The organism is Amycolatopsis pithecellobii, assembly GCF_009707865.1.
Taxonomy (GTDB): Bacteria; Actinomycetota; Actinomycetes; order Mycobacteriales; family Pseudonocardiaceae; genus Amycolatopsis_E; species Amycolatopsis_E pithecellobii.
This window is the reverse complement of sequence record NZ_WMBA01000071.1, coordinates 20,039-41,669: the sequence shown is the minus strand read 5'-3', so window position 1 is coordinate 41,669 and position 21,631 is coordinate 20,039. Positions and strand designations below refer to the sequence as shown.

General features: G+C 68.3%; 20 protein-coding genes and 1 tRNA gene. 11 read left to right on the top strand and 10 right to left on the bottom strand.

Annotation, left to right across the window (positions count from 1 at the left end; genetic code table 11):
- Positions 1–138 precede the first annotated feature (138 nt).
- Positions 139–212, bottom strand: a tRNA-Leu gene (locus tag GKO32_RS32085).
- 198 nt (positions 213–410) lie between these two features.
- On the opposite strand from GKO32_RS32085, the gene GKO32_RS32080 reads away from it, so the two are divergent.
- The 6 genes from GKO32_RS32080 (at position 411) to GKO32_RS32055 (ending at position 6,248) form a co-directional block, all read left to right on the top strand.
- On the top strand, positions 411–1,031 hold the full coding sequence (locus GKO32_RS32080) for an ANTAR domain-containing response regulator (protein WP_312868916.1): 621 nt from the start codon (positions 411–413) through the stop codon (positions 1,029–1,031).
- A 268-nt stretch (positions 1,032–1,299) separates the two neighbouring features.
- Positions 1,300–2,472, top strand: coding sequence for a branched-chain amino acid ABC transporter substrate-binding protein (locus tag GKO32_RS32075; protein WP_312868919.1), 1,173 nt, complete (start codon positions 1,300–1,302; stop codon positions 2,470–2,472).
- 78 nt (positions 2,473–2,550) lie between these two features.
- The gene (locus GKO32_RS32070) at positions 2,551–3,558 is read left to right on the top strand and encodes a branched-chain amino acid ABC transporter permease (RefSeq protein ID WP_154760644.1); all 1,008 of its coding nucleotides are present in this window, start codon (positions 2,551–2,553) and stop codon (positions 3,556–3,558) included.
- Positions 3,555–4,634, top strand: coding sequence for a branched-chain amino acid ABC transporter permease (locus tag GKO32_RS32065; protein ID WP_154760643.1), 1,080 nt, complete (start codon positions 3,555–3,557; stop codon positions 4,632–4,634). Before GKO32_RS32070 ends, GKO32_RS32065 begins: the two co-directional genes overlap by 4 nt.
- On the top strand, positions 4,631–5,548 hold the full coding sequence (locus GKO32_RS32060; protein ID WP_154760642.1) for an ABC transporter ATP-binding protein: 918 nt from the start codon (positions 4,631–4,633) through the stop codon (positions 5,546–5,548). The genes GKO32_RS32065 and GKO32_RS32060 overlap by 4 nt, the downstream gene beginning before the upstream one ends.
- The gene (locus GKO32_RS32055; RefSeq protein ID WP_154760641.1) at positions 5,535–6,248 is read left to right on the top strand and encodes an ABC transporter ATP-binding protein; all 714 of its coding nucleotides are present in this window, start codon (positions 5,535–5,537) and stop codon (positions 6,246–6,248) included. The genes GKO32_RS32060 and GKO32_RS32055 overlap by 14 nt, the downstream gene beginning before the upstream one ends.
- Positions 6,249–6,287: 39 nt before the next feature.
- Here GKO32_RS32055 and GKO32_RS32050 read toward each other — a convergent pair whose 3' ends face one another.
- From GKO32_RS32050 to GKO32_RS32040, 3 genes are all read right to left on the bottom strand, one after another.
- Positions 6,288–6,962 (bottom strand): response regulator, encoded by a 675-nt coding sequence (locus GKO32_RS32050; RefSeq protein WP_154760640.1) that lies wholly within the window; start codon positions 6,960–6,962, stop codon positions 6,288–6,290.
- Positions 6,959–8,071 carry a sensor histidine kinase gene (locus GKO32_RS32045; protein WP_312868915.1) on the bottom strand — a complete coding sequence of 371 codons (1,113 nt, stop codon included), beginning with the start codon at positions 8,069–8,071 and terminating at the stop codon, positions 6,959–6,961. Before GKO32_RS32045 ends, GKO32_RS32050 begins: the two co-directional genes overlap by 4 nt.
- A gap of 83 nt (positions 8,072–8,154) precedes the next feature.
- Complete coding sequence (locus GKO32_RS32040) at positions 8,155–8,574, bottom strand: PaaI family thioesterase (protein WP_312868914.1); 420 nt, start codon at positions 8,572–8,574, stop codon at positions 8,155–8,157.
- Between the two features lie 62 nt (positions 8,575–8,636).
- Between GKO32_RS32040 and polA the strand changes: the two genes are divergently transcribed.
- The 3 genes from polA to GKO32_RS32025 all read left to right on the top strand — a co-directional run bounded on the left by polA (position 8,637) and on the right by GKO32_RS32025 (position 13,041).
- Positions 8,637–11,372 carry a DNA polymerase I gene (gene polA, locus GKO32_RS32035; RefSeq protein ID WP_312868913.1) on the top strand — a complete coding sequence of 912 codons (2,736 nt, stop codon included), beginning with the start codon at positions 8,637–8,639 and terminating at the stop codon, positions 11,370–11,372.
- A 186-nt stretch (positions 11,373–11,558) separates the two neighbouring features.
- Complete coding sequence (locus GKO32_RS32030; protein WP_154760638.1) at positions 11,559–12,284, top strand: dienelactone hydrolase family protein; 726 nt, start codon at positions 11,559–11,561, stop codon at positions 12,282–12,284.
- 133 nt (positions 12,285–12,417) lie between these two features.
- Positions 12,418–13,041, top strand: coding sequence for a Rossmann-fold NAD(P)-binding domain-containing protein (locus GKO32_RS32025; RefSeq protein ID WP_246245032.1), 624 nt, complete (start codon positions 12,418–12,420; stop codon positions 13,039–13,041).
- 16 nt (positions 13,042–13,057) lie between these two features.
- On the opposite strand, the gene GKO32_RS32020 is transcribed toward GKO32_RS32025, so the two are convergent.
- From GKO32_RS32020 to GKO32_RS32000, 5 genes are all read right to left on the bottom strand, one after another.
- Positions 13,058–13,627: a TetR/AcrR family transcriptional regulator gene (locus GKO32_RS32020; protein ID WP_312868912.1), complete on the bottom strand. Its 570-nt coding sequence runs from the start codon at positions 13,625–13,627 to the stop codon at positions 13,058–13,060.
- Positions 13,624–15,504 (bottom strand): YhgE/Pip family protein, encoded by a 1,881-nt coding sequence (locus GKO32_RS32015; RefSeq protein ID WP_312868911.1) that lies wholly within the window; start codon positions 15,502–15,504, stop codon positions 13,624–13,626. Before GKO32_RS32015 ends, GKO32_RS32020 begins: the two co-directional genes overlap by 4 nt.
- Positions 15,501–16,118, bottom strand: coding sequence for an ABC transporter ATP-binding protein (locus GKO32_RS32010; RefSeq protein WP_312868917.1), 618 nt, complete (start codon positions 16,116–16,118; stop codon positions 15,501–15,503). The genes GKO32_RS32015 and GKO32_RS32010 overlap by 4 nt, the downstream gene beginning before the upstream one ends.
- Positions 16,119–16,208: 90 nt before the next feature.
- Positions 16,209–17,129 (bottom strand): GNAT family N-acetyltransferase, encoded by a 921-nt coding sequence (locus GKO32_RS32005; RefSeq protein WP_312868910.1) that lies wholly within the window; start codon positions 17,127–17,129, stop codon positions 16,209–16,211.
- Positions 17,126–17,968: a class I SAM-dependent methyltransferase gene (locus GKO32_RS32000; protein WP_312868909.1), complete on the bottom strand. Its 843-nt coding sequence runs from the start codon at positions 17,966–17,968 to the stop codon at positions 17,126–17,128. Before GKO32_RS32000 ends, GKO32_RS32005 begins: the two co-directional genes overlap by 4 nt.
- Before the next feature lie 277 nt (positions 17,969–18,245).
- Between GKO32_RS32000 and rpsA the strand changes: the two genes are divergently transcribed.
- Positions 18,246–19,745, top strand: coding sequence for a 30S ribosomal protein S1 (gene rpsA / locus GKO32_RS31995; protein WP_154760635.1), 1,500 nt, complete (start codon positions 18,246–18,248; stop codon positions 19,743–19,745).
- Between the two features lie 226 nt (positions 19,746–19,971).
- Here the strand turns inward: rpsA and GKO32_RS31990 are convergent, their stop codons facing one another.
- Positions 19,972–20,607 (bottom strand): TetR/AcrR family transcriptional regulator, encoded by a 636-nt coding sequence (locus tag GKO32_RS31990; protein ID WP_154760634.1) that lies wholly within the window; start codon positions 20,605–20,607, stop codon positions 19,972–19,974.
- 147 nt (positions 20,608–20,754) lie between these two features.
- Here GKO32_RS31990 and folP point away from each other — a divergent pair, with 147 nt between their 5' ends.
- Positions 20,755–21,567, top strand: a complete 813-nt coding sequence (gene folP / locus GKO32_RS31985; RefSeq protein WP_154760654.1) for a dihydropteroate synthase — start codon at positions 20,755–20,757, stop codon at positions 21,565–21,567.
- The last annotated feature ends 64 nt before the right edge of the window (positions 21,568–21,631 follow it).

Genomic DNA, 21,631 nt, shown 5'->3' with positions numbered 1-21,631 from the left:
ACTAGGGGGAGCTCGGGGGCGAATAGGGGGGAAATGGCCGGGTGCGGCCGGGTTGGACCGGAGCCAGCCGGAGAAGACAAGATCGCCCCTCACCGCATTCATGCAGATGAGGGGCCGATCTGAGCAGGTCTAGGGGAGTGCCCCCGGTGAGATTCGAACTCACACTGGACGGGTTTTGAATCCGTTGCCTCTGCCAGTTGGGCTACGGGGGCGGCGCCGTCAGACTTTACGCGGCGTCCTTCCGCCCGAGACAGGCGGGGTAGCCCTGTGTAACCACGCTCCTCCAAGCGCCTGCAGACCCTCCGGGCCCCACGTGGTGAACGCCATCTCACGTTCTGCATCGTTCCCGGTAGGCTCATGTTCCGCGGTACGCCGCATCCCCGTTCCGTCGAGCACGCAGGAGGACCCCGGTGACCGAACAGGCTGCCGAGGCAGGCGGTGTCGCCACCGAGCCGCAGCGTAGGGTGCTCGTCGCCGAAGACGAAGCGCTTATCCGGCTTGACCTTGTCGAAATGCTGCGCGAAGAGGGCTACCAGGTCGTGGGCGAGGCGGGCGATGGCGAAGAAGCCATCAAGCTCGCCACCGAACTCAAGCCCGACCTGGTGATCCTGGACGTCAAGATGCCGAAACTGGATGGCATCGAGGCCGCGTCCAAGATCACCGGTGACCGGGTCGCGCCCGTGGTCATTCTGACCGCGTTCAGCCAGCGTGACCTGGTCGAGCGCGCCCGTGACGCGGGCACCATGGCCTACCTGGTCAAACCCTTCGCCAAACGTGACCTCGTGCCCGCCATCGAGCTCGCCATCAGCCGTTTCTCCGAGCTGCAGGCACTCGAGGCCGAGGTCGCGGGACTCACCGACCGGCTGGAGACCCGCAAGATCATCGACCGGGCCAAGGGCCTGCTGATGAGCAGGCAGGGACTGTCCGAGCCGGACGCCTTCCGCTGGATCCAGCGCACCGCGATGGACCGGCGCACCACCATGAAGGCGGTCGCACAGGCAGTGGTCGAAAGCATCGGTCAACGCCCCTGAGTTAACCCATTTGGGGTAACGCAGTACTACTATCCGTCGAGCACCCGGTTGTTGCTTTCCGGCAACCGGGTGTAAACACTGCATAAAACTTTGTGATGCGCGTCACGATGTGGATACAAGACGGCCAGTATCGCTGTGTAACGCTCCTCAGACGGCTACGTTTTGCGCCCAGTCAGGTTCCCTGCCACGGGGAACAGCCGCGCACCATCCGCGGCAGACAGGTATTGGGAGGAAACGAGTGTCAAAAGCACGACTCACCGGAGTCATCGTGCTGGCGGCCGCCGCATCGCTCGTCCTGGGCGCGTGCGCGGCACGAAACGACAGCAGCTCATCGGGTAACACCACGGGTTCCGCGGCGGCTCCGTCGCAGGCCGCCAACGCGGCGAACCCGGCGGGCGACGGCAAGGCCGTCTGTTCCGGTGTTTCACTGGCGTACGCGGGCACGATCAACGGGTCGAGCGCGGCGCTGGGCCAGAACATCCTGCGGGGCGCCGACCTGGCGGTGAAGCAGCACAACCAGGCCAACCCCGGCTGCCAGGTGACCCTCAAGCAGTTCGACACCGAAGGCAAGCCCGACAAGGCGCCCGGCATCGTCACCCAGGTGATCAGCGAGGCCGACATCATCGGTGTCGTCGGCCTGCCGTTCTCGGGTGAGTCCAAGGCCGCGGGCAACCTGTTCAACCAGGCGGGTCTCGTCACGGTCACCCCGTCGGCGACCAACCCCGCGCTGGCGAACAACGGCTGGAAGACCTTCTTCCGCGGCATGGGCAACGACGCGGTGCAGGGCCCGGCCGCGGCGAAGTTCCTCACCGACACCCTCAAGGCCAACAAGGTGTGTGTCATCGAGGACGACTCCGAATACGGCACCGGCCTGGCCGCGCAGATCACCCAGGCACTGGGTGCCAAGGCCAGCTGCTCGGACAAGGTGAAGACCGGTCAGACCGACTTCTCCGCGGTGGTCAACAAGATTTCCACCGAGAACCCGGACGCGATCTTCTACTCGGGCTACTACCCGGAGGCCGGTCCGTTCGCTCAGCAGCTCAACGACAAGGGCGTGACCGCGAAGTTCGTCGCGCCGGACGGTGTGAAGGACCCCGAGTTCGTCAAGGGCGCGGGCGCCGGCGCGAGCAAGGCGTACTTCACCTGCCCCTGCGTGCCGGAAGACAACTTCAAGGACTTCACCGCCGCGTTCAAGTCGACCGAGGGCGCCGACCCCGGTACGTATTCTCCCGAGGGCTACGACGTCGCCACTATCCTGCTCAAGGGCATCGACACCGGCATCAAGGACAGGGCCGGCCTGCTGAACTACGTCAAGAACTACGATGGTCAGGGGCTGACCAAGAGGTTCAAGTGGGACGCGAAGGGCGAGCTGTCCGACACTCCGGTGTGGAGCTACCGAGTGGAGAACGGCAAGATCGTCAACAACGGCCAGATCAGCTAGACACGACAGACGACAGGCATGCGCGCGGCACACACGTCGCGCGCATGCCTGATCCGTACCCGGGAATAGAGTGAACCCTTGCACCCCGCGACCACCGCTGTCCTGACCCAGACCGACAGCTGGATACAGTTCGACGTCCACGGCCTGGCAAACCAGTTCTGGAACAACACCATCGACGGCCTGGCGCAGGGCGGCATCTACGCCCTCATCGCGCTGGGCTACACCCTTGTCTACGGTGTTCTCAAACTCATCAACTTCGCCCACTCCGAGGTGTTCATCGTCGGCACCTTCGCCACGTGGATCACCTTCTACCTGCTGGGTTTCCGGCCCGGCTCCGATCCCCACCTTTCGGTCATCGAAGTGATCGCCTATCTGCTGCTGGCGGCCATCGCCGCGATGGCCGTATCCGGTGCGGTCGCCGTCGGCCTGGAACGGGTGGCGTACCGGCCGCTGCGCAACCGCAACGCGCCACGGCTGGTCTTCCTGATCACCGCGATCGGCGCGTCGTTCGCGATCCAGCAGGCGCTCAAGCTGATCTTCGGGCTGAACCAGCAGCCACAGATCCGGCTGCTGCAACCACAACCGCTGTTCCGGATCTTCGGGGCCGTGGTGACCAACCGCGACATCATCATCTTCGTGGCCGCCGTGCTGCTGTGGTTCGTCGCGGACTATTTCGTGAACAAAACCCGCCTCGGGCGCGGAATCCGTGCCGTGGCACAGGATCCCGATACCGCGACGCTGATGGGCGTGAACAAGGAACGGGTCATCGTGGTGACGTTCCTCGTCGGCGGTCTGCTGGCCGGTGCGGCGGCCCTGTTCTACATGATGAAGATCCCGCAGGGCGCCATCTACAACGGCGGGTTCCTGCTGGGGATCAAGGCGTTCACCGCCGCCGTGCTCGGCGGTATCGGCAACCTGCGTGGCGCGCTGCTCGGCGGGTTCGTGCTGGGTCTGGTGGAGAACTACGGCCAGTCGCTGTTCGGTGGTGAGTGGAAGGACATCGTCGCGTTCGTGGTGCTGGTCATCGTGCTGATGTTCCGGCCGACCGGGATTCTCGGTGAGTCGCTGGGGAAGGCGCGGGTATGAACAACATCAGGGAACGCTGGAACAGTCTGCCCCGTCCCGCGCAGTGGGCGATGCTCATCCCGCTGCTGGTGCTGATCTACTTCCTGCCGGTGCTCAACCCGCCGATCCTGGCCACCACCGGCACGGACTTCCCGACCGCGATGTTCGATGTGGCCCGATATGCGCTCGTCGCCGTCGGCCTCAACGTCGTGGTGGGGCAGGCGGGTCTGCTGGACCTGGGATATGTCGGGTTCTTCGCGGTCGGCGCGTATGTGGCGGCGTTGTTCACCTCCCCGAACTCGTCGCTGCACAAGCTGCCCTATCTGTGGACGCTGCCGCTCGCGATGGTGATCACGATGATCTTCGGGGTCATCCTCGGCACCCCGACTTTGCGGTTGCGCGGTGACTATCTGGCTATCGTGACCCTCGGGTTCGGCGAGATCATCCGCCTGCTCGCCGACAACGTGACGCCGTTGCGCGGCCAGTCCGGGTTCGAACGGGTCGGCACCAACAACGCCGGCCAGCCGTTCTTCGCCAACCCCACCCAGTGGTACTGGTTCACCGTCACGATCATCGTCGGGATCCTGCTGCTGGTGGGAAACCTGGAACGGTCGAGAGCCGGCCGCGCCTGGGTCGCGATCCGCGAGGACGAGGACGTCGCGGAGATCATGGGGGTGGCGACCTACAAGTTCAAGATCTGGGCGTTCGTGATCGGCGCCGCGATCGGTGGGCTTTCGGGTTCGATCTACGCCGGGAAACTCGGCTTCGTGAACAACCAGTCGTTCGACGTGGTCACTTCGATGCTGTTCCTCGCCGCAGTCGTGCTGGGCGGGGCGGGCAACAAGGTCGGGGTGCTGCTCGGTGCGGTGGTGGTCGCCTATCTGCCGCTGCGGTTCGTGCAGATCGCCGACTACAACTACCTCATCTTCGGTATCGCGCTGATCATCCTGATGATCTTCCGTCCGCAGGGCCTGCTCGGTGCCCGCCAGCGCCTGCTCGCCCGTGGCCGCCAGGCCTACCGGCGGCTCATCGGCCGCGGCGAGCAGCTCAGCGGTGACAGCGCACTTGCCAGCGGACCGGCAGGGAGTAACCGATGACGAACCCGAACGAGGAGACCAGGGAAGTGGGCGGGCTCGTCGCCGAGGTCGCCCACATGAGCGCGCAACAGCGCGCCGAGCACGAAGCGGAGGTCGCCGACGCCGTCGCTCCCGATCGCGAAATCCAGGTCGAGGTGGGCGCGACCCTGCTCGAACTGCGTGACGTGACACTGCGGTTCGGTGGGCTGACCGCGCTGGACTCGGTGTCCTTCGGGATCCGCCGCGGGGAGATCCTCGGCCTGATCGGGCCGAACGGGGCCGGCAAGACCACCTGCTTCAACGCGATGACCGGGGTGTACCGGCCGACGTCCGGGCAGGTGCTGCTGGAGGACAAGCCGCTGGGCAAGGCGTCCCGGCACAAGATCACCCAGCGCGGTATCGCCCGTACCTTCCAGAACATCCGGCTGTTCGGTGAGATGACGGCGCTGGAGAACGTCGTGGTCGGTGCCGACGCACGGGCGAAGACGAGTGTGGTCGGCGCGTTGCTCCGGCTGCCCCGGCACCACCGTGAGGAACGGCAGGCCGTGGACAGGGCGATGGCGCTGCTGGAGTTCGTTGGCATCGCCGACCGGGCCGCGGACAAGGCCAAGAACCTGCCGTATGGCTACCAGCGGCGGCTGGAGATCGCGCGGGCACTGGCCACCGAGCCGAAACTGCTGTGTCTCGACGAACCGGCCGCGGGGTTCAACCCGGCGGAGAAGGACCAGCTGATGGCGCTGATCCGCAAGATCCGCGCCGACGGCTACACGGTGCTGCTCATCGAGCACGACATGAAGCTCGTCATGGGGGTCACGGACCGGATCGTGGTGCTGGAGTTCGGGAAGAAGATCGCCGACGGGCTGCCGGCCGAGATCCGGGAGAACCCGGCGGTGGTCGCCGCGTATCTGGGGGTGCCTGACGATGACGTTGCTTGAGCTGTCCGGCGTTTCGGTGCACTACGGCCGGATCCAGGCCGTATCGGAGCTGTCCATCACCGTCGGCGAGGGCGAGATCGTCGCGCTGATCGGCGCCAACGGGGCCGGGAAGTCGACCACTATGCGGGCGATTTCCGGGATCCGGCCGTTGTCCGCCGGGTCGATCACGTTCGCCGGTGAGGACATCACCAAGCTGCGCGCGGATCTGCGTGTCGTGCGGGGGATTTCGCAGGTGCCCGAAGGCCGCGGGGTGTTCCCCGGCATGACGGTCGCCGAGAACCTCGACATGGGTGCGTATGCCCGCAAGGACCGGAAGAACCTGCCGGCCGATCTGGAGCGGGTGTTCCACCTGTTCCCGCGTTTGCAGGAGCGGCGTTCGCAGCAGGGTGGCACGCTTTCCGGTGGCGAACAACAGATGCTCGCGATCGGCCGGGCGCTGATGGCCAAGCCGAAACTGCTGCTGCTCGACGAGCCGTCGATGGGGCTGGCGCCGCAGTTCATCGCGCAGATCTTCCGCATCATCACCGAAATCAACCAGCAGGGCACCACGGTCCTGCTGGTCGAGCAGAACGCGCAGCAGGCGCTTTCCCGCGCGGACCGGGCCTACGTGCTCGAGACCGGCCGCATCACGCGGCAGGGGCCGGGCCGGGAACTGCTGGCCGACAGCTCCATCAAAGAGGCCTATCTCGGCGTCGGCTGACACGTCGCGACGGGGCACCCGGCGCGGGTGTCCCGTCACTCAGCCGTTCCTCGCCGCCGTGGGCACGACCAGCCCGGTCTCGTAGGCGACGACGACCGCCTGGGCGCGGCTGGTGAGGTTGAGCTTGGCCATGGTGTGCTTGACATGCGTTTTGACCGTGGCTTCGGACAACCGCAGGCGTTCCGCGATTTCGGCGTTGCTGAACCCGTTTCCGACCAGCCGCAGCACATCGGTCTCGCGTGGGGTCAGCCGGTCCAGTTCGGTGCTGTCACCGATCACCGTCGCACGATGGTGGTGCGCATAGGTTTCGACCAGTTTGCGGGTGATGCTGGGGGAGACCAATGTGTCACCGGCATGGACCGCGTGCACCGCGGCGAGGATGGCGTCCGGTGGCGTGTCCTTGAGCAGAAAGCCGGCCGCGCCGTCGGTGAGCGCGGTGTAGACGTATTCGGGGATGTCGAAGGTGGTCAGCACGATGATCCGGGTCCGCGGCGAGGCGGTGAGGATCCGGCTGGCGGCGCCGATCCCGTCCAGTACGGGCATTTTGATGTCCATCAGCACCACGTCCGGCTCCAGTTCGGCGGCCAGCGCCACGGCCCGCGCCCCGTCCTCGGCCTCGCCGACGGACTCCAGCCCTGGCGCGGCGGCCAGCAGTGCCACCAGCCCTGTCCGGATCAGGGCCTGGTCATCGGCGACCAGTACACGGATCGTCATGCTCGCTCCTTGTTCACCGGTAAGCGCAGCCGCACGCGGAAACCCCCGGTCGCCATCGGACCCGCGGTGAGAACCCCGCCGTAGAGTTCCGCCCGTTCCCGCATCCCGCGAATCCCGTGCGAGTTCGGCGACGAGGCGGGCTTGGCCTGGCCGTTGTCGGTGACCGTCAGCGTGAGTGCTCGCTCACTGTAGTCGAGCTCCACTTTGGCCGCAGCCGGACCTGCGTGTTTGAGTACATTCGTGAGGGATTCCTGTGCGACGCGATAGGCGCACAGGTCCGGTCCCGCCGGCAGTTCGTGTGGCGTGCCGGTGGTGACGACCTTGACCGGAAGGCCCGCGCTACGGGTGCGTTCCACCAGATCGTCCAATGAGGACAGTCCAGGCTGGCGGTAGCCGTCGGCCGGTTCGTTGTCCTGCTCGACGCGCAGCACATCGAGCAGCCGGCGCAGTTCGCCGAGCGCTTCGCGGCTCGAATCGCCGACGGTCGCGATCGCGGCGCGAGCGGTGGGCGGGTCGGTGTCGATGACGTACCGCGCCAGCCCGGCCTGCAGGGAGATCACCGACATGTGGTGGGCGACGATGTCGTGCAGTTCGCGAGCGATCCGCACCCGCTCGTCGGCGACGGCCTGCGCTGCCTGCCTGGCCAGGCGCGCGGCGCGCTGGGACCAGCGTTTGCTGCCTTCGCCCAGCATCCACACGCAGAAGAACGCGACCGCGGCCTGGACGGCCTCCGGCCAGCTCTGCGCGCTGCTGCCGGAGACCCGCGCGCTCACCACCACCGCGACGGTGGCGAGCAGCCAGACCGTCGCCGCCGTCCGGATCCGCCGCAGGTTGCCCACCGAGAACATGCCCACGAGCAGGCTCAGCCCCACGTTGTTGAGCACGCCGCCGGCGAGGGCATACGTCAGTTCGGCGCCGGCCATCGTGCACAGGGTCAGCACGGGGAACTGGTGGCGCAGCGCGACCGGCGCGGAGGTCAGCACCAGCAGTACGTAGTCGAACCACCGGAGCCGGTCGGCGTAGTAGCCGATCTGCGTGGCCAGCAGGAGCGTGGTCAGCACGACGGCGAGCAGCACGTCGATCCAGATCGTCCGCAGGTTCGGGCGCACCGCGACACCTTAAGTGAAGGCCAAGGGGCGCCGCCCTCCAGGAGGGTAGGGCGGGCTGCCTCCACAGGGGTATATGTGACGGGTTACGCCGGGGGCCGGTCCCGCACGATGCAGCTGAGCCGGGCGGTGCAGGTACGCCGGCCGGCTTCGTCGGTCAGCACGATCTCCGCGGTGATGGTGCCGCGGCCGACGTGCACCGGGACCGCCGTCCCGGTGATCAGGCCTTCGCGCACCCCGCGGTGGTGCGTGCAGGACAGCTCGAAGCCCAGCACCAGCTTGTCCGGCCCGGCGCTGAGCGCCGCCACGGTCGAGCCCAGCGCCTCGGCGAGCACCGCGTTGGCCCCGCCGTGCAGTAACCCGTACGGCTGACGGTTGCCGTCCACCGGCATCGTGCCGACCACCCGCTCCGGTCCCGCCTCCACCAGCCGTAGGCCGATCTTGTCGTTGAGCTGCTGCTCGGCAACGTTCACTTCCGAGCTCACTTCCGACACTTGTTCGGTCACGCACGGCTCCTAAGGCGATACGAGGGGCGAGACTGTCAGACCCTCACCCTAGACTCGCTCCCGTGAGCCCCAGTCAGAACCGATCCGTAGCGAACGCCACAGTGAAAACCGCGCCGGCCGACCGGCCGCGGCTGTTGCTGATCGACGGCCATTCGATGGCCTACCGCGCCTTTTTCGCGCTGCCGGCGGAGAACTTCAAGACCAAGACCGGCCAGACCACCAACGCCGTCTTCGGGTTCACGTCCATGCTCATCAACCTGCTGCGCGACGAGCAGCCGACGCACCTGGCGGTGGCGTTCGACGTGTCACGGCAGACGTTCCGCTCGGAGCGCTACACCGAATACAAGGCGGGCCGTTCCCAGACGCCGGACGAGTTCCGCGGCCAGGTGGACCTCGTCAAGGAAGTGCTCGGCGTGCTCGGCATCCCGGTGCTGGACAAGGAGGGCTTCGAGGCCGACGACCTCATCGCCACCCTCACCACGCAGGCCGTCGACGAGGACTTCGACGTGCTCATCTGTACCGGTGACCGGGACGCGCTGCAGCTGGTCAGCGACTCGGTGACGGTGCTGTACCCGCGCAAGGGTGTCTCCGATCTCGTCCGGTTCGACCCGGCGGGTGTGCAGGGCAAGTACGGTCTTTCGCCCGAGCAGTACCCGGATTTCGCGGCGCTGCGCGGCGACCCGTCGGACAACCTGCCCGGTATCCCGGGGGTGGGGGAGAAGACCGCCACCAAGTGGATCCAGCAGTTCGGCTCGCTGGCCACCCTGATCGACCGCGTCGACGAGGTGAAGGGCAAGGTCGGGGACGCGCTGCGGGCGCACCTGTCGTCGGTCACGCTCAACCGCGAGCTGACCGAACTGGTCCGGACCGTGCCCCTCGACGTCACGCCGGACGAGCTGAACCTGCATCCTTGGGACCGGGACGCAGTGCACCGGCTGTTCGACGAGCTGGAGTTCCGGGTCCTGCGGGACCGGCTGTTCGCGACGCTGCAGAGCGCCGAGCCGGAAGCCGACGAGGGTTTCGAGGTCGCGGGGTCGGCGTTGCCCACCGGCGGGCTCACCGCCTGGCTCGCCGAGCACGTCCAGCCCGGTGAACCGGTCGGGCTGTCGTTCCGCACCAGCGGCGCCTCGGTGTCGGCCGACGCGCAGTCACTCTCGTTCGCCGCGGCGGACGGTCAGGGCGCGTACGTCGATCTGTCCACTATGGACGAACAGGACGAGAGGGCGCTCGCGGCCTGGCTCGCCGACCCGAAGATGCGCAAGGTCGGCCACTCGCTCAAGATCTCGCTGCACGCCGTGCTCGCGCGTGGCTGGACGTTCGCCGGGCTGCACCTGGACACCGCGCTCGCGGCGTATCTCGTGCGCCCGGGGCAGCGTTCCTTCGAGCTGGACGATCTCGTGCTGCGGTACCTGCATCGCGAGCTGCGCTCCGAGGCCGACGAGGACGATGGTCAGCTGTCGCTGCTGGACGGCGACGACGGTGACGTGAAATTGGTGCAGGCCGAGCTGGTCAAGGCGCGGGCCGTCGCGGAACTGGCCGATGCGCTGATCACCGAGCTGGACAAGATCGGCGGCACCCGGCTGCTGCAGGAGATGGAGCTGCCGCTGCTGGAGGTCATCACCGAGCTGGAGGCCGCCGGGGTCGCGGTGGACATCGAGCAGCTGACCGACCTGGAGCAGCACTACGCGAGCCGGGTGCGCCAGGCCGAAGCGGACGCGTTCCGGGTGATCGGCAAGCAGATCAACCTCGGTTCGCCGAAGCAGTTGCAGGTCGTACTGTTCGACGAGCTGCAGATGCCCAAGACCAAACGCACTAAGACCGGTTACACCACTGACGCCGACGCGTTGCAGACGTTGTTCGAGAAGACCGAGCACCCGTTCCTGCAGCATCTGCTGGAACACCGGGACGCGACCCGGCTGCGGGTCACCGTCGAGGGCCTGATCAAGTCGATCGCCGCCGACGGGCGCATCCACACCACGTTGCACCAGACCATCGCGGCCACGGGCCGGCTGTCGTCGGTCGATCCGAACCTGCAGAACATCCCGATCCGCACCGACGAGGGCCGCCGCATCCGTGACGCGTTCGTCGTCGGCGCCGGGTACACGGAACTGATGACCGCGGACTACAGCCAGATCGAGATGCGGATCATGGCGCACCTGTCCGAGGATGCCGCGCTGATCGAGGCTTTCCAGTCGGGTTTCGATTTCCACGCCGCCACCGCGGCGAAGGTGTTCTCGTGCGAGCCGGCGGAGGTCACCGGCGCCCAGCGAGCGAAGATCAAGGCGATGAACTACGGCCTCGCCTACGGGTTGTCGGCCTACGGTCTGTCGAACCAGCTGCGCATCACCACCGAAGAGGCGCGCGCGCTGATGGACGACTACTTCGAGCGGTTCGGCGGGGTGCGGGACTACCTGCAGAACGTGGTGCTGGAGGCGGCCAAGACCGGCTACACCGAAACGATCTTCGGCAGGCGGCGCTATCTGCCCGATCTCAACAGTGACAACCGGCAGCGCCGCGAGATGGCCGAGCGGATGGCACTCAACGCCCCGATCCAGGGCAGCGCGGCGGACATCATCAAGGTCGCGATGCTGGGCGTGCAGCGGGCCCTGAAGGAATCGCGGTTGCACAGCAGGTTGTTGCTGCAGGTGCACGACGAGCTGGTGCTGGAGGTCGCCGACGGGGAACACCCGGAGGTGGAAGCGTTGGTGCGCAAGCAGATGGGCGCCGCGTGCGAGCTGGCCGTGCCCCTGGAGGTCTCGGTGGGTTTCGGCCGCTCGTGGAACGACGCCGCGCACTGACGCGGCGGCTCCGGGAAAACCCGTTGGCGGACCACGGCGTCCACTGCTACTTTTCCGGAGGCCGTGCGAGAGAACGAGGAGGTGGTACCCGTGAACGTTTCGACATGGGTGCTCTCCTGCGGGGTCACGGTCGGGCGATAGGTCGTCCGGGAGCGCCGTTCACCAGCACTCCCGAAAGGCACGACCATGCGTTTCACTTCCGAACGTCGTCTCGACGACGGTGTCCTCGAACGCGAGTTCACTCTCGGCGGGATCCCCGGCATCCTGTGGACGCCCGGATCCGCACCGGCCCCGCTGATCCTGCTCGGCCACCCCGGCGGACTGCACAAGATGTACCCGCGGCTGGTGGCCCGGGCCCGGCACTCCGCGGCGCAGGGCTACGCCGCGGCCACCATCGAGCTCCCCGGGAGCGGTGAGCGGCCCCGTTCCGCCGCCGCCGAGGAGGCCCGCGCCGACCTGCGCCGGGCGCTGGCGGCGGGCGAGCGGGTCGGCGACGAGATCGTCGACCGGCTCGTCCTCCCGTTGGTCGGACAGGCCGTCCCGGAATGGCGGGCCGCCCTGGACGCCCTCCTTGCGCTGCCCGAGATCGGCGGCCCGGTCGGCTACGCGGGAGGGGTGATCGCCATCGGCGTCCGGCTGGCGGTGGCCGAGCCGCGCATCTCGGCCGCCGTGCTGTTCGCCGGGAGTTTCGTGCCCGGCGCCATGATCGAGGAGGCGCGGCAGGTCACCATTCCGCTGCTGGTCCTGCTCCAGTGGGACGACGAAGGGAACGACCGGCAGCGGGCCCTGGACCTGTTCGACGCCTTCGGCTCCCCGGAGAAGACGCTGCACGCCAATCTCGGCGGGCACACCGGCGTCCCTCAGTTCGAGGGAGACGACGGGAACCGGTTCTTCGCCCGGCACCTGAAGTGAGGCGACGCCGCGCGCCGAGGCCACCGCGGTGGGTAACCGAACGGCGGATTCCCATGTGAATACTCTGTTTCCGGGTGGAAAAGGCCCGGATGGAGCCCTGCGAACGGGCAGGGGCGGCGGTAGCGTCGGGGTCATGGCGGGCAGGCGAGCGTTGATCCTGGCAGGCACCGGCATGCTGTCCGGGGTGGCGGAAACCTTGGTCCGGCAAGGCTGGCTCGTCGTGTTGCCGTGCCGCCGCTACCACCCGATCGCCGTCCCGGAACCCAAACCGGAACCGAAACAGGGTGTTGCGGCGGTCAAGGCGTTGCGGGCGCGCGGGCACCGGCCGACCGCGACCGCCGCGGCCGGCTGTTTCGAGACCGGCCGGGCGCTGTGGGTGGAGGCGCGCTGGGACCGTCCGCGTGAACTGGCGGGCAAGGCCGAGACCGCGCTTCGCGGCCCGGCCGATCTGATGGTCGCCTGGGTCCACGACCAGTACCGGCGTTCGGTGCTGGGCGCGTGCGAGCGGCTGCTCGCGCCCGGCGCGCCGGTCGTGGAGGTGCGCCAGGCGGGCGGGCCCCCGATCGAGCCCGAACCGGTGCTCGCCGCACATCCCACCCAGCTCGTCCTGGTCGGCACAATGTCCGAAATAGACGATGCTCGCCCGCTGTGCCACACCGAGCTGGCGAACGCGATCGGGGGCGCGGTCACGCGGGCCGTCGACGGTCACGCGACCTCACTTCACCAGGTCGGCCACTCCCGCCCGCTCGTCCGCTGACGAGCTGACGACGACCTCAGCGCGCGTACCCACGCACGAGCTGCAGCACACCATCGCGTACTTCGGCCCTCGAACGCTGCGGCTGGAACGCCTGCCAGTCCAGGGCCACCACGAGCAGCGTGCCGAACAGGGCCCCCGCCAGCATGGAGATCCGGACGTCCGGCGGCAGCCGTCCCGCGTCGGCGACTCGCTGAAGCTGCTGCTTGACGATCGAGATGATCTCTTCGCGCAGCAGCGTCAGCGTTTCGTGCCACTGGCCCGGCGTCCGCCACAGCTCGCTCACCAGGATCTGCGAGAAACCCTGGTACTCCGCGGCGAACGCGAGCCCTTCGTCCACAAGGGACTCCAGCCCGGCGACCGGGTCGGGCGCATCACTGTGCGCCCGCAGGCGCTCCGCGAGCTGCCCCACCCCGTAGCGCAGCAGCGCGTCGATGAGCCCGTCCTTGCTGCCGAAGTTGTAGTACACCGTGCCTTTCGCGACCCCGGCTTCGGCAGCGATCTCGTCGACGGTCAGCCCGGCCAGCCCACGGCTGCCGGCCAGTTTCAACGTCGCCTCGAACAACCGTTGCTGGGTACCGGCCGTCACAGACTCAGCTCCGGGCGCAGCTTCGACACGGTCCACACACGTTGTTTCCTGGCGGCGAGCACGGACACCATTATCGCCGCCACCAGCCAGCCGCACAGCACCCCGATGTCGAGCAGGCTCTGCAACGACGCGCCCGCGTAGAGCAGATGCCGCAGCCCGTCCACGACATATCCCATGGGCAGCACCAGATGCAGCGGGTAGAGGGCATCCGGCAGCGTCTGCCACGGGAACGTGCCGCCCGCACTGACCAGCTGCAGCACCAGCAGCACCAGCCCCAGGAACTTGCCGACGGCACCGAACATCGCGTTGAGCGCATGCACGATCGCGGTGAACGTCAGCGAGGTCAGGATCATGAAGCCGATCGCGGCGAACGGGTGCGCGACATGGACGCCGACGAGCCAGGTCACCGCGCCGAACAGCACCAGTGCCTGCGCGATGCCGAGCACCGCGGCCGCGAGCCAGCCGCCGATCGCGACCCGCGCCGGGGCGACCCCGGCGGCCAGTGCGCGGGCGGAAAGCGGGCGCAGCAACAGAAACAGCACGAACCCGCCGATCCAGGTGGCCAGCGCCATGAAGAACGGCGCGAGCCCGGCACCGTAGGTACCGGCCGAGGCGAGGCCGGCCGAGTCGACGGTCACCGGGTCGGCGATCGTGTCCGCGGTCGCGGTCCGTTGCGGATCGTCCGGGTTCGGGATCTGTTTCAGGCCATCGTTCAGCCCGTCCCGCAACTGCACCGAGCCCGCGGCGAGCCGGTTCGTGCCGTCGAGCGCGGTCTTTTCGCCGTCGTCGAGTTTCGCGGCGCCGGACGCCAGCGAGTTCGCACCGTCCGCGGCCCGCGCGATGCCGTTCGTCAGTTGTGGCGCGGAAGCGGCGAGCGTCGCCGCACCGGCGGCGACCTGGCGGGAGCCGGCGGCGAGCTGGTTCAGCTGTCCCGACGCGGTCTGGATCTTCGTGTTGGCCTGGTCCGCGGGGGTGCGCTGGGCGCGCAGCACCGCGAGTACCCGCTGCACCTGGTCTTCCGGTAAACCGTCCGACCGCAGCTGTCCGGCGACCTCGGTGTCCGCGTTGTCCAGTGTCTTCTGCAGATCGGCCGAGGCGCTTGCCAGCGCCGCCCCCTGAGCGGCGACTTGCGCGTTGCCCGCGGACACCTGCGCCGCGCCGTCGGCGAGCTGACGGGTCTGTCGCGGCAGTGCGGCCGTGTTGTCTTCCAGCGTGTTCAGGCCGGCGGCGAGCTGGCTGCTGCCTGCCGCGAGTTGCGCCGCGCCGTCGGCGAGCTGTTTCTGTCCACTTTGGAGACTGCCGGCCCCGTCGGCCAGTTGTGCCGCGCCGTTCGCGGCCTCCTGGGTCTTGCCGTAGATCGTGGAGAACCCCATCAGGAACCGGTTCGCCGCCTCCGCGCCGACCTTTTCCGCGATCGTGTTCCGGATCTGCTCGGCGACCTCGCTCGCGATCGTGCGCGACAGATAGTTGTTGGCGTCGTTGGTGGTCAGCCGGATGGTCGCCTGCTTCGGCGTGAAGTTGCCGGTGGAGGTCAGCGCGGCGGAGAAGTCCGGCGGGATCGTGACGGCGAACGAGTACTTGCCCTCGCGCACGCCGTTGGCCGCTTCGTCCGCGGACACCTCGTGCCAGCGGAACGAGCCGGACTTGACCACGTCAGCGGTGACCTCGCGGCCGATGTCACGGCCCTGCGCGGAGGTGTCGGAGTTGACGATCGCCGCGGGCAGCTTGCTGAGCCTGCCGTACGGGTCGTAGTTGGCGTAGATGTAGAACGAGGCATACAGCAGCGGAACCAGGATGAGCGCGGCGACCGCGAGCTTGGGCAGGGTGCCCGCGGTGAGCCTGCGCAGCTCACCCGCGGCGATCCGGAAGCTGGTCACGACGTTTCTCCGATCCTGACAGGGGTTTCCGGCAGCGAGGCCAGGGCAGTGGTGGCGGTCAGCACGACGACGGCCAGCCCGCGTCCGGCTTGCTCGCGGGCGAGCCCGGCCCAGCTGCCGACGTCGCTGGTGTGCCGGTCCGGAGTGTCGAGCACCAGCATCCGCACGCCTTTGCGCCCGGCCGCAAGCTCGGTCAGCAGGCGCGTGCGCACGGCGGGCTCGAGGTTCTCGAACCGCACGTTGGCCAGGTCCGCGGCGTCGTGCCCGGCGAGCCACCGGGCGACGTCCTCTTTCCCGGCGGGCTGCCCGCCGAGCGCGAGTTCCTCACCGGCGACCACCCGCAGCGGCAGCGCCTCGTCGGGTTCGCTGATGCCCGGCGCGTCCACCACCGCGGTGAGGCGCCGGAGTTTCGCGTCGTCGGCCGCGTCATCGATGGTGACCGTGCCGGTGCTGGGCTTCATCCGGCCGGTCAGCGTGAGCGCCAGCGCGGTCATCCCGGGCCCCGGTTCGCCGTGCACGAGCCGGAGTTCGCCGTCCTCCACGGTCACTGAAGTCGGCGCCAGCACGGGACCATGTGGTCCGGTGACGGTCACCTCGTCCGCGTTCACCCGCACGAACATCCCCCTAGTTTTTGAACTGACTGGTCAGTGCAAAAATTACCCCATACGGGTGGTGTCGTGCAACGACATGGGGCACGAATGTGGTCAGCGCAACGCCGACGCCGGCTGGACCTCCCAGAATGTCCACAATGGACGGTAACCCTGCTGGGGCCAGAACACCGAGGACAGTGGGTTGGTCGGGTTGTAGTAGAGGTAAGTGCCCACCGTGCCGCGTTCGGCGAACGCACGGTGCACAGTGGACATCAGCGCGCGGCCGATGCCGCGGCCGCGGGCGCCGGGACGGGTCGCCACGTTGTTCACGTAACCCCAGCGTCCCGGCGGCAACAGCTCGGCCGCCCACGTGCCCGGCGCGGAATCGACCCAGCCGCAGTCCGCCACGGACGTCGCGATCCCGCCGGCCTCGGCGAGCCAGATCGGCGCGCCGGCCGCGAGATTCCGGGTCAGCTGCGGGGTCATCAGCTCGACCGCGTCCGGCCGCTCGTGCGAGGTCACCATCGCGGTGTAGTCGAAGGTTTCCTTCGACAGTGCAAGCACTTCTTCGAAGTCTTCGGGCGTGGCGAGCCGGACCGTGACGTCCTCGCGCGGGAGCTCCGCCGGCGGTGGCGCGGTGCGGATCGCGAGCACCGAGATCGGCACCATCCCGTGCCGCAGGAACGCGTGGATGGCCGCCGCGTCGCGGCTCGGCCACGTGACGGTGCAGGACGAATCCGGGCCGGGCGACTCGGCGTCCATCCGGTGCCGCCACGCGCGCAGCAGCGCGTCCATACCCTCGGTCCCGCTCTTGCCGGGATAGGGGAACAGCTGCCACACGCGCTGTGCCGACCACAGCAGATCAAGCGTGCCGGGCGCGTACGTCTTCGTCTGCAGGACCGCCGCGACCTGTTCGCCTGCGGTGGTCGCCGCCGCGAGCAGTTCGCCATCCGGCGGCCCCGGCGGGACGGGCACCAGCGGGTCGGCGGCGGCGAACCGGGCGCGCTGCGCCGCCAGCAGCCGCTCGCCGATCACGGCCCTGTCCGGCGCGTGCGGAAGATCGCCGTGCCCGGGAAAAGCTTGCCGCGCAACGGACTCCACTGTCCCCACACGCGCGTGTGCCCTTCGGGCCACTCCGGTTCGACGAGATCTTCCAGCACGAATCCGCCCGCGGTCAGCGCCCGTATCCAGTCGCCGAGCGTCCGGTGGTACTCGACGTAGGTGGCGCGCCCTTCGCCGTCGATCTCGGTGTAGGGCGTGCGATCGAAGTACGGCTGGGTCGCGGTCAGCCCGTTCGGCCCGGGATCGTCGGGAAAGATCCAGCGCATCGGATGGGTCACCGCGAACACCCAGCGCCCGCCGGGCCGCAGCACCCGGTGCAGCTCCGCGAACACCGTTTCGGGCGAGGAAACGAACGGCAGCGCGCCGAAGGCGGAGCACGCGAGATCCATGCTTCCGGTCGCCAGCGGCAGTTCTTCGGCACTCGCCTGTATCAAAGGAATATCGATTCCGGTGCGCGCGTTGGCGTCCAGTGCATGACGAAGCATTCCACCGGACAGGTCCAGTGCCACCGGATACGCGCCCGCGAGGGCAAGCCAGCGCGCACAAGAGGCTTGACCGCAGCCGATCTCCACGACGCGCCGGCCCCCTACGTCGCCCAGCAGCGCGACGTCGGCCTCGCGCACTTGCTCGGGACACCAGACGAAATCGGCGTCCCCGAGGAAATCCCCGTGCGTGGCTTGGTAATCGTCGGCGTCAGCGTCCCACCAGGCCCGATTGGCCGCGACGGCTTCCCCCGCGTCCACCGGGCGGTGGGCGATGCCGACGGTGCCGAGCCGGTGCTCGGCGCGCTCGTGCCTGTCCTGAGCGGTCACGGTCGCATTCTGGCCCAGCCGGGCGGGGCGCGCGGTACTGGTGACCCTGTTTGTGCCGCGTACCGCCCGCCGCGTACGATACATCCAGCGCAGTGGGTTCGCGCTACCTTCCTCCCTGGCACAGCTCGAGCTGGGGGTCCGGGTCGCGCACACCTCGGCGGTGCTGCTTGCGGCCGTTCGCCCGAACGTTTGCTGAACAGCCTGCCGTCGTCCTGCTCGCCGCGCCAGCAAACTGCACACCCACTATTCCCAAGCCGTTACCGGAGCTACCCACCTAATGACCACCGACACCACCACCGTCCCGACGACCGAGGCCAAGGCCCAGCAGGTCGCAGTCAACGACATCGGGTCGGAGGAAGACTTCCTCGCGGCGATCGACAAGACGATCAAGTACTTCAACGACGGCGATATCGTTGAGGGCACCATCGTCAAGGTCGATCGTGACGAGGTGCTGCTCGACATCGGGTACAAGACCGAGGGTGTGATTCCCTCGCGTGAGCTGTCGATCAAACACGATGTCGATCCCGGCGAGGTTGTCAGCGTCGGTGACGAGGTCGAGGCTCTCGTTCTCCAGAAGGAGGACAAGGAAGGCCGCCTGATCCTGTCCAAGAAGCGCGCCCAGTACGAGCGCGCCTGGGGCACGATCGAGGAACTCAAGGAGAAGGACGAGCCCGTCAAGGGCACCGTCATCGAGGTCGTCAAGGGCGGCCTGATCCTCGACATCGGCCTGCGCGGCTTCCTGCCGGCCTCGCTCGTCGAGATGCGCCGCGTGCGCGATCTGCAGCCGTACGTCGGCCGCGAGCTCGAGGCCAAGATCATCGAGCTGGACAAGAACCGCAACAACGTGGTGCTGTCGCGGCGGGCCTACCTCGAGCAGACGCAGTCCGAGGTGCGCAGCGAGTTCCTCAACGCGCTGGCCAAGGGTCAGGTCCGCAAGGGTGTCGTCTCCTCGATCGTCAACTTCGGTGCCTTCGTGGACCTCGGCGGTGTCGACGGCCTGGTGCACGTCTCGGAACTGTCCTGGAAGCACATCGACCACCCGAGCGAGGTCGTCGAGGTCGGCCAGGAGGTCACCGTCGAGGTGCTCGACGTGGACATGGACCGCGAGCGCGTGTCCCTGTCGCTGAAGGCCACCCAGGAAGACCCGTGGCGCCAGTTCGCCCGCACCCACGCGATCGGCCAGATCGTGCCGGGCAAGGTCACCAAGCTCGTCCCGTTCGGCGCGTTCGTGCGCGTCGAGGAGGGCATCGAGGGCCTGGTGCACATCTCCGAGCTGGCCGAGCGCCACGTGGAGATCCCGGAGCAGGTCGTGCAGGTCGGCGGCGAGGTCATGGTCAAGGTCATCGACATCGACCTCGAGCGGCGCCGCATCTCGCTGTCGCTGAAGCAGGCGAACGAGGGTGTCACGCCGGAGACCGAGTTCGACCCGACCCAGTACGGCATGGCCGCCGAGTACGACGACGCCGGCAACTACATCTACCCCGAAGGCTTCGACCCCGACACCAACGAGTGGCAGGAAGGGTTCGACAAGCAGCGGGAGGAGTGGGAGCGCCAGTACGCCGAGGCGCAGGCCCGCTACGAGGCGCACATGCGCCAGGTCGCCAAGGCCGCCGAAGCCGACGCGGCTGCGGCCGCCGACGCCGCGACGGGTGTCGAGGGTGGCGAGCAGAACTACAGCTCCTCGCCCGCGGACTCCGCGACGAAGACCAGCGGTGGCACCCTCGCCTCCGACGAGCAACTGGCCGCCCTGCGCGAAAAGCTGTCGGGCGGCGCGTAAAGCCGGTTCTTTTTTGGGGGCGTGTGCTCGCCGAAAGCGCTCGCCCCTCCCCGGCTTTACGGTGTCTTTTGGGGGTCGAACCCCCAAACCCCGCCAGGGGGCGAGCCCCCTGGACCCCCGGCTGTGGTTGCGTTGGTGAGGTCATCTCGCTTTCGGAAGGGCCCCTGGCTCCGATTTCGTTGGAGCTGGGGGCCTTTTCGTACCCCGAAGTCCCTGGGCGCTCCGGTTACTGGCCGGGGGTGGCGCGGGGGAGGCCGGTGAGGGTTGTGGTGATGCCGTCGTCGAAGATGGTGGCGTAGGAATCGTTGCCGGGCTTGAGAAACCAGCCCGGTGGTGGGGTCCGCGCCCGGTTCGTCAGTTCCAGGCTGACCAACCCGTGCATCGTCGTCCACAGCAGATAACCCGCCCGCTCGGCGTCCCTCGCCGAGGCGACCGCCGGGCGCACCCGCGCCACCAGTTGGTCGTAAGTATCGCGCTGGGCGAGCAGCCGCAGATCCGGATCCGGATCGTAACCGGGCACCGCGCGCTCGAACATGAACGCGTACCGCGCCGGGCTTTCCAGCGCGAACTCGCGGTACATCCGGCCGAACGCGAGCACATCCGGCAAGGCGTCACCGGAGATCGCGGGCAGCCGCGCCAGCTCGTCGTGCAACAGCTCGAAAGTGCGCTCGTACAACGCGTCCAGCACGCCCGCACGGCCACCGAACCGGGTGTAGACACCGATGGTGGAGCTGCCTGCCGCCCCGGCCAGCCCCCGCACGGTCAGCCCGGCCACGCCCTGCTCGACGAGCACATTCAGCGCCGCCTGCAGAAAGCGTTCCCTGCCCAGCGTTTCGGCCGGTCCGGCGGGACGAGTGGCCATCCGCGCGCACCCCCTTCGAGTCTCGATGAGGAACTTAGGCCATGACAGCCGTTTTCGCCCCCCGGACCGCCGGGGCATGATAGGGCCGTGTCTCGTGCCGAGCTTGAATTCCGTGGCCGCCGGCTGGTTCGCGATCGCGCGCTGGTGATGGCGATCGTCAACCGCACCCCCGATTCCTTCTACGACAAGGGCGCCTCCTTCGCCGATGACAAGGCACTCGCGACGGTGGACCGCGCGGTCGCCGAGGGCGCCGACATCGTCGACGTCGGCGGCGTGAAAGCCGGCCCCGGCGCCGACGTCGACGTCGACGAGGAGATCCGCCGCGTGGCGCCGTTCGTCGCGGAGATCCGCCGCCGCCACCCGGACCTGGTGATCAGCGTCGACACCTGGCGCCACGACGTCGGCAGGCTCGCCTGTGAGGCCGGGGCCGATCTGCTCAACGACACGTGGGCCGGTGCGGATCCGAAACTCGCCGAGGTGGCCGCCGAGTTCGGCGCGGGCTACGTCTGCTCGCACACCGGGGGAGCGGTGCCGCGCACCCGCCCGTTCCGCGTGCGCTACGAGGATGTGGTGCGCGACGTGGTGGACGAGACCACCCGCCGGGCCGAACAGGTTGTCGCGCTGGGGGTGCCGCGGGCCGGGGTGCTGATCGACCCGACCCACGATTTCGGCAAGAACACCTGGCACAGCCTGGCCTTGCTGCGGCACGCGGCCATGCTGGCGGACACCGGCTGGCCCGTGCTGATGGCACTGTCCAATAAGGACTTCGTCGGGGAGACACTGGACGTCCCGCTGCACGAGCGGCTGGACGGCACGCTCGCCGCGACCGCGCTCGCCGCCCGCGACGGGGCGAGCGTGTTCCGGGTGCACGAAGTACGCCAGACCCGGCGCGTGCTCGAGATGGTGGCCGCGATCGACGGTGACCGCCCGCCTGCCCGCGCGATCCGCGGGCTCGCCTGAACCGTCCTAACGGGACAGACCGGGGCCAGGATGTGTTTCATAACTGGCAGCGCCGGCAGCGTTA

Coding starts and splice junctions, on each gene's coding strand:
- GKO32_RS32060 (WP_154760642.1), top strand. CDS start 4,631: ATGACGAACCCGAACGAGGAGACCAGGGAAGTGGGCGGGCTCGTCGCC.
- folP (WP_154760654.1), top strand. CDS start 20,755: ATGGCGATCGTCAACCGCACCCCCGATTCCTTCTACGACAAGGGCGCC.
- GKO32_RS32025 (WP_246245032.1), top strand. CDS start 12,418: ATGGCGGGCAGGCGAGCGTTGATCCTGGCAGGCACCGGCATGCTGTCC.
- GKO32_RS32065 (WP_154760643.1), top strand. CDS start 3,555: ATGAACAACATCAGGGAACGCTGGAACAGTCTGCCCCGTCCCGCGCAG.
- GKO32_RS32055 (WP_154760641.1), top strand. CDS start 5,535: ATGACGTTGCTTGAGCTGTCCGGCGTTTCGGTGCACTACGGCCGGATC.
- GKO32_RS31990 (WP_154760634.1), bottom strand. CDS start 20,607: ATGGCCACTCGTCCCGCCGGACCGGCCGAAACGCTGGGCAGGGAACGC.
- GKO32_RS32030 (WP_154760638.1), top strand. CDS start 11,559: ATGCGTTTCACTTCCGAACGTCGTCTCGACGACGGTGTCCTCGAACGC.
- rpsA (WP_154760635.1), top strand. CDS start 18,246: ATGACCACCGACACCACCACCGTCCCGACGACCGAGGCCAAGGCCCAG.
- GKO32_RS32050 (WP_154760640.1), bottom strand. CDS start 6,962: ATGACGATCCGTGTACTGGTCGCCGATGACCAGGCCCTGATCCGGACA.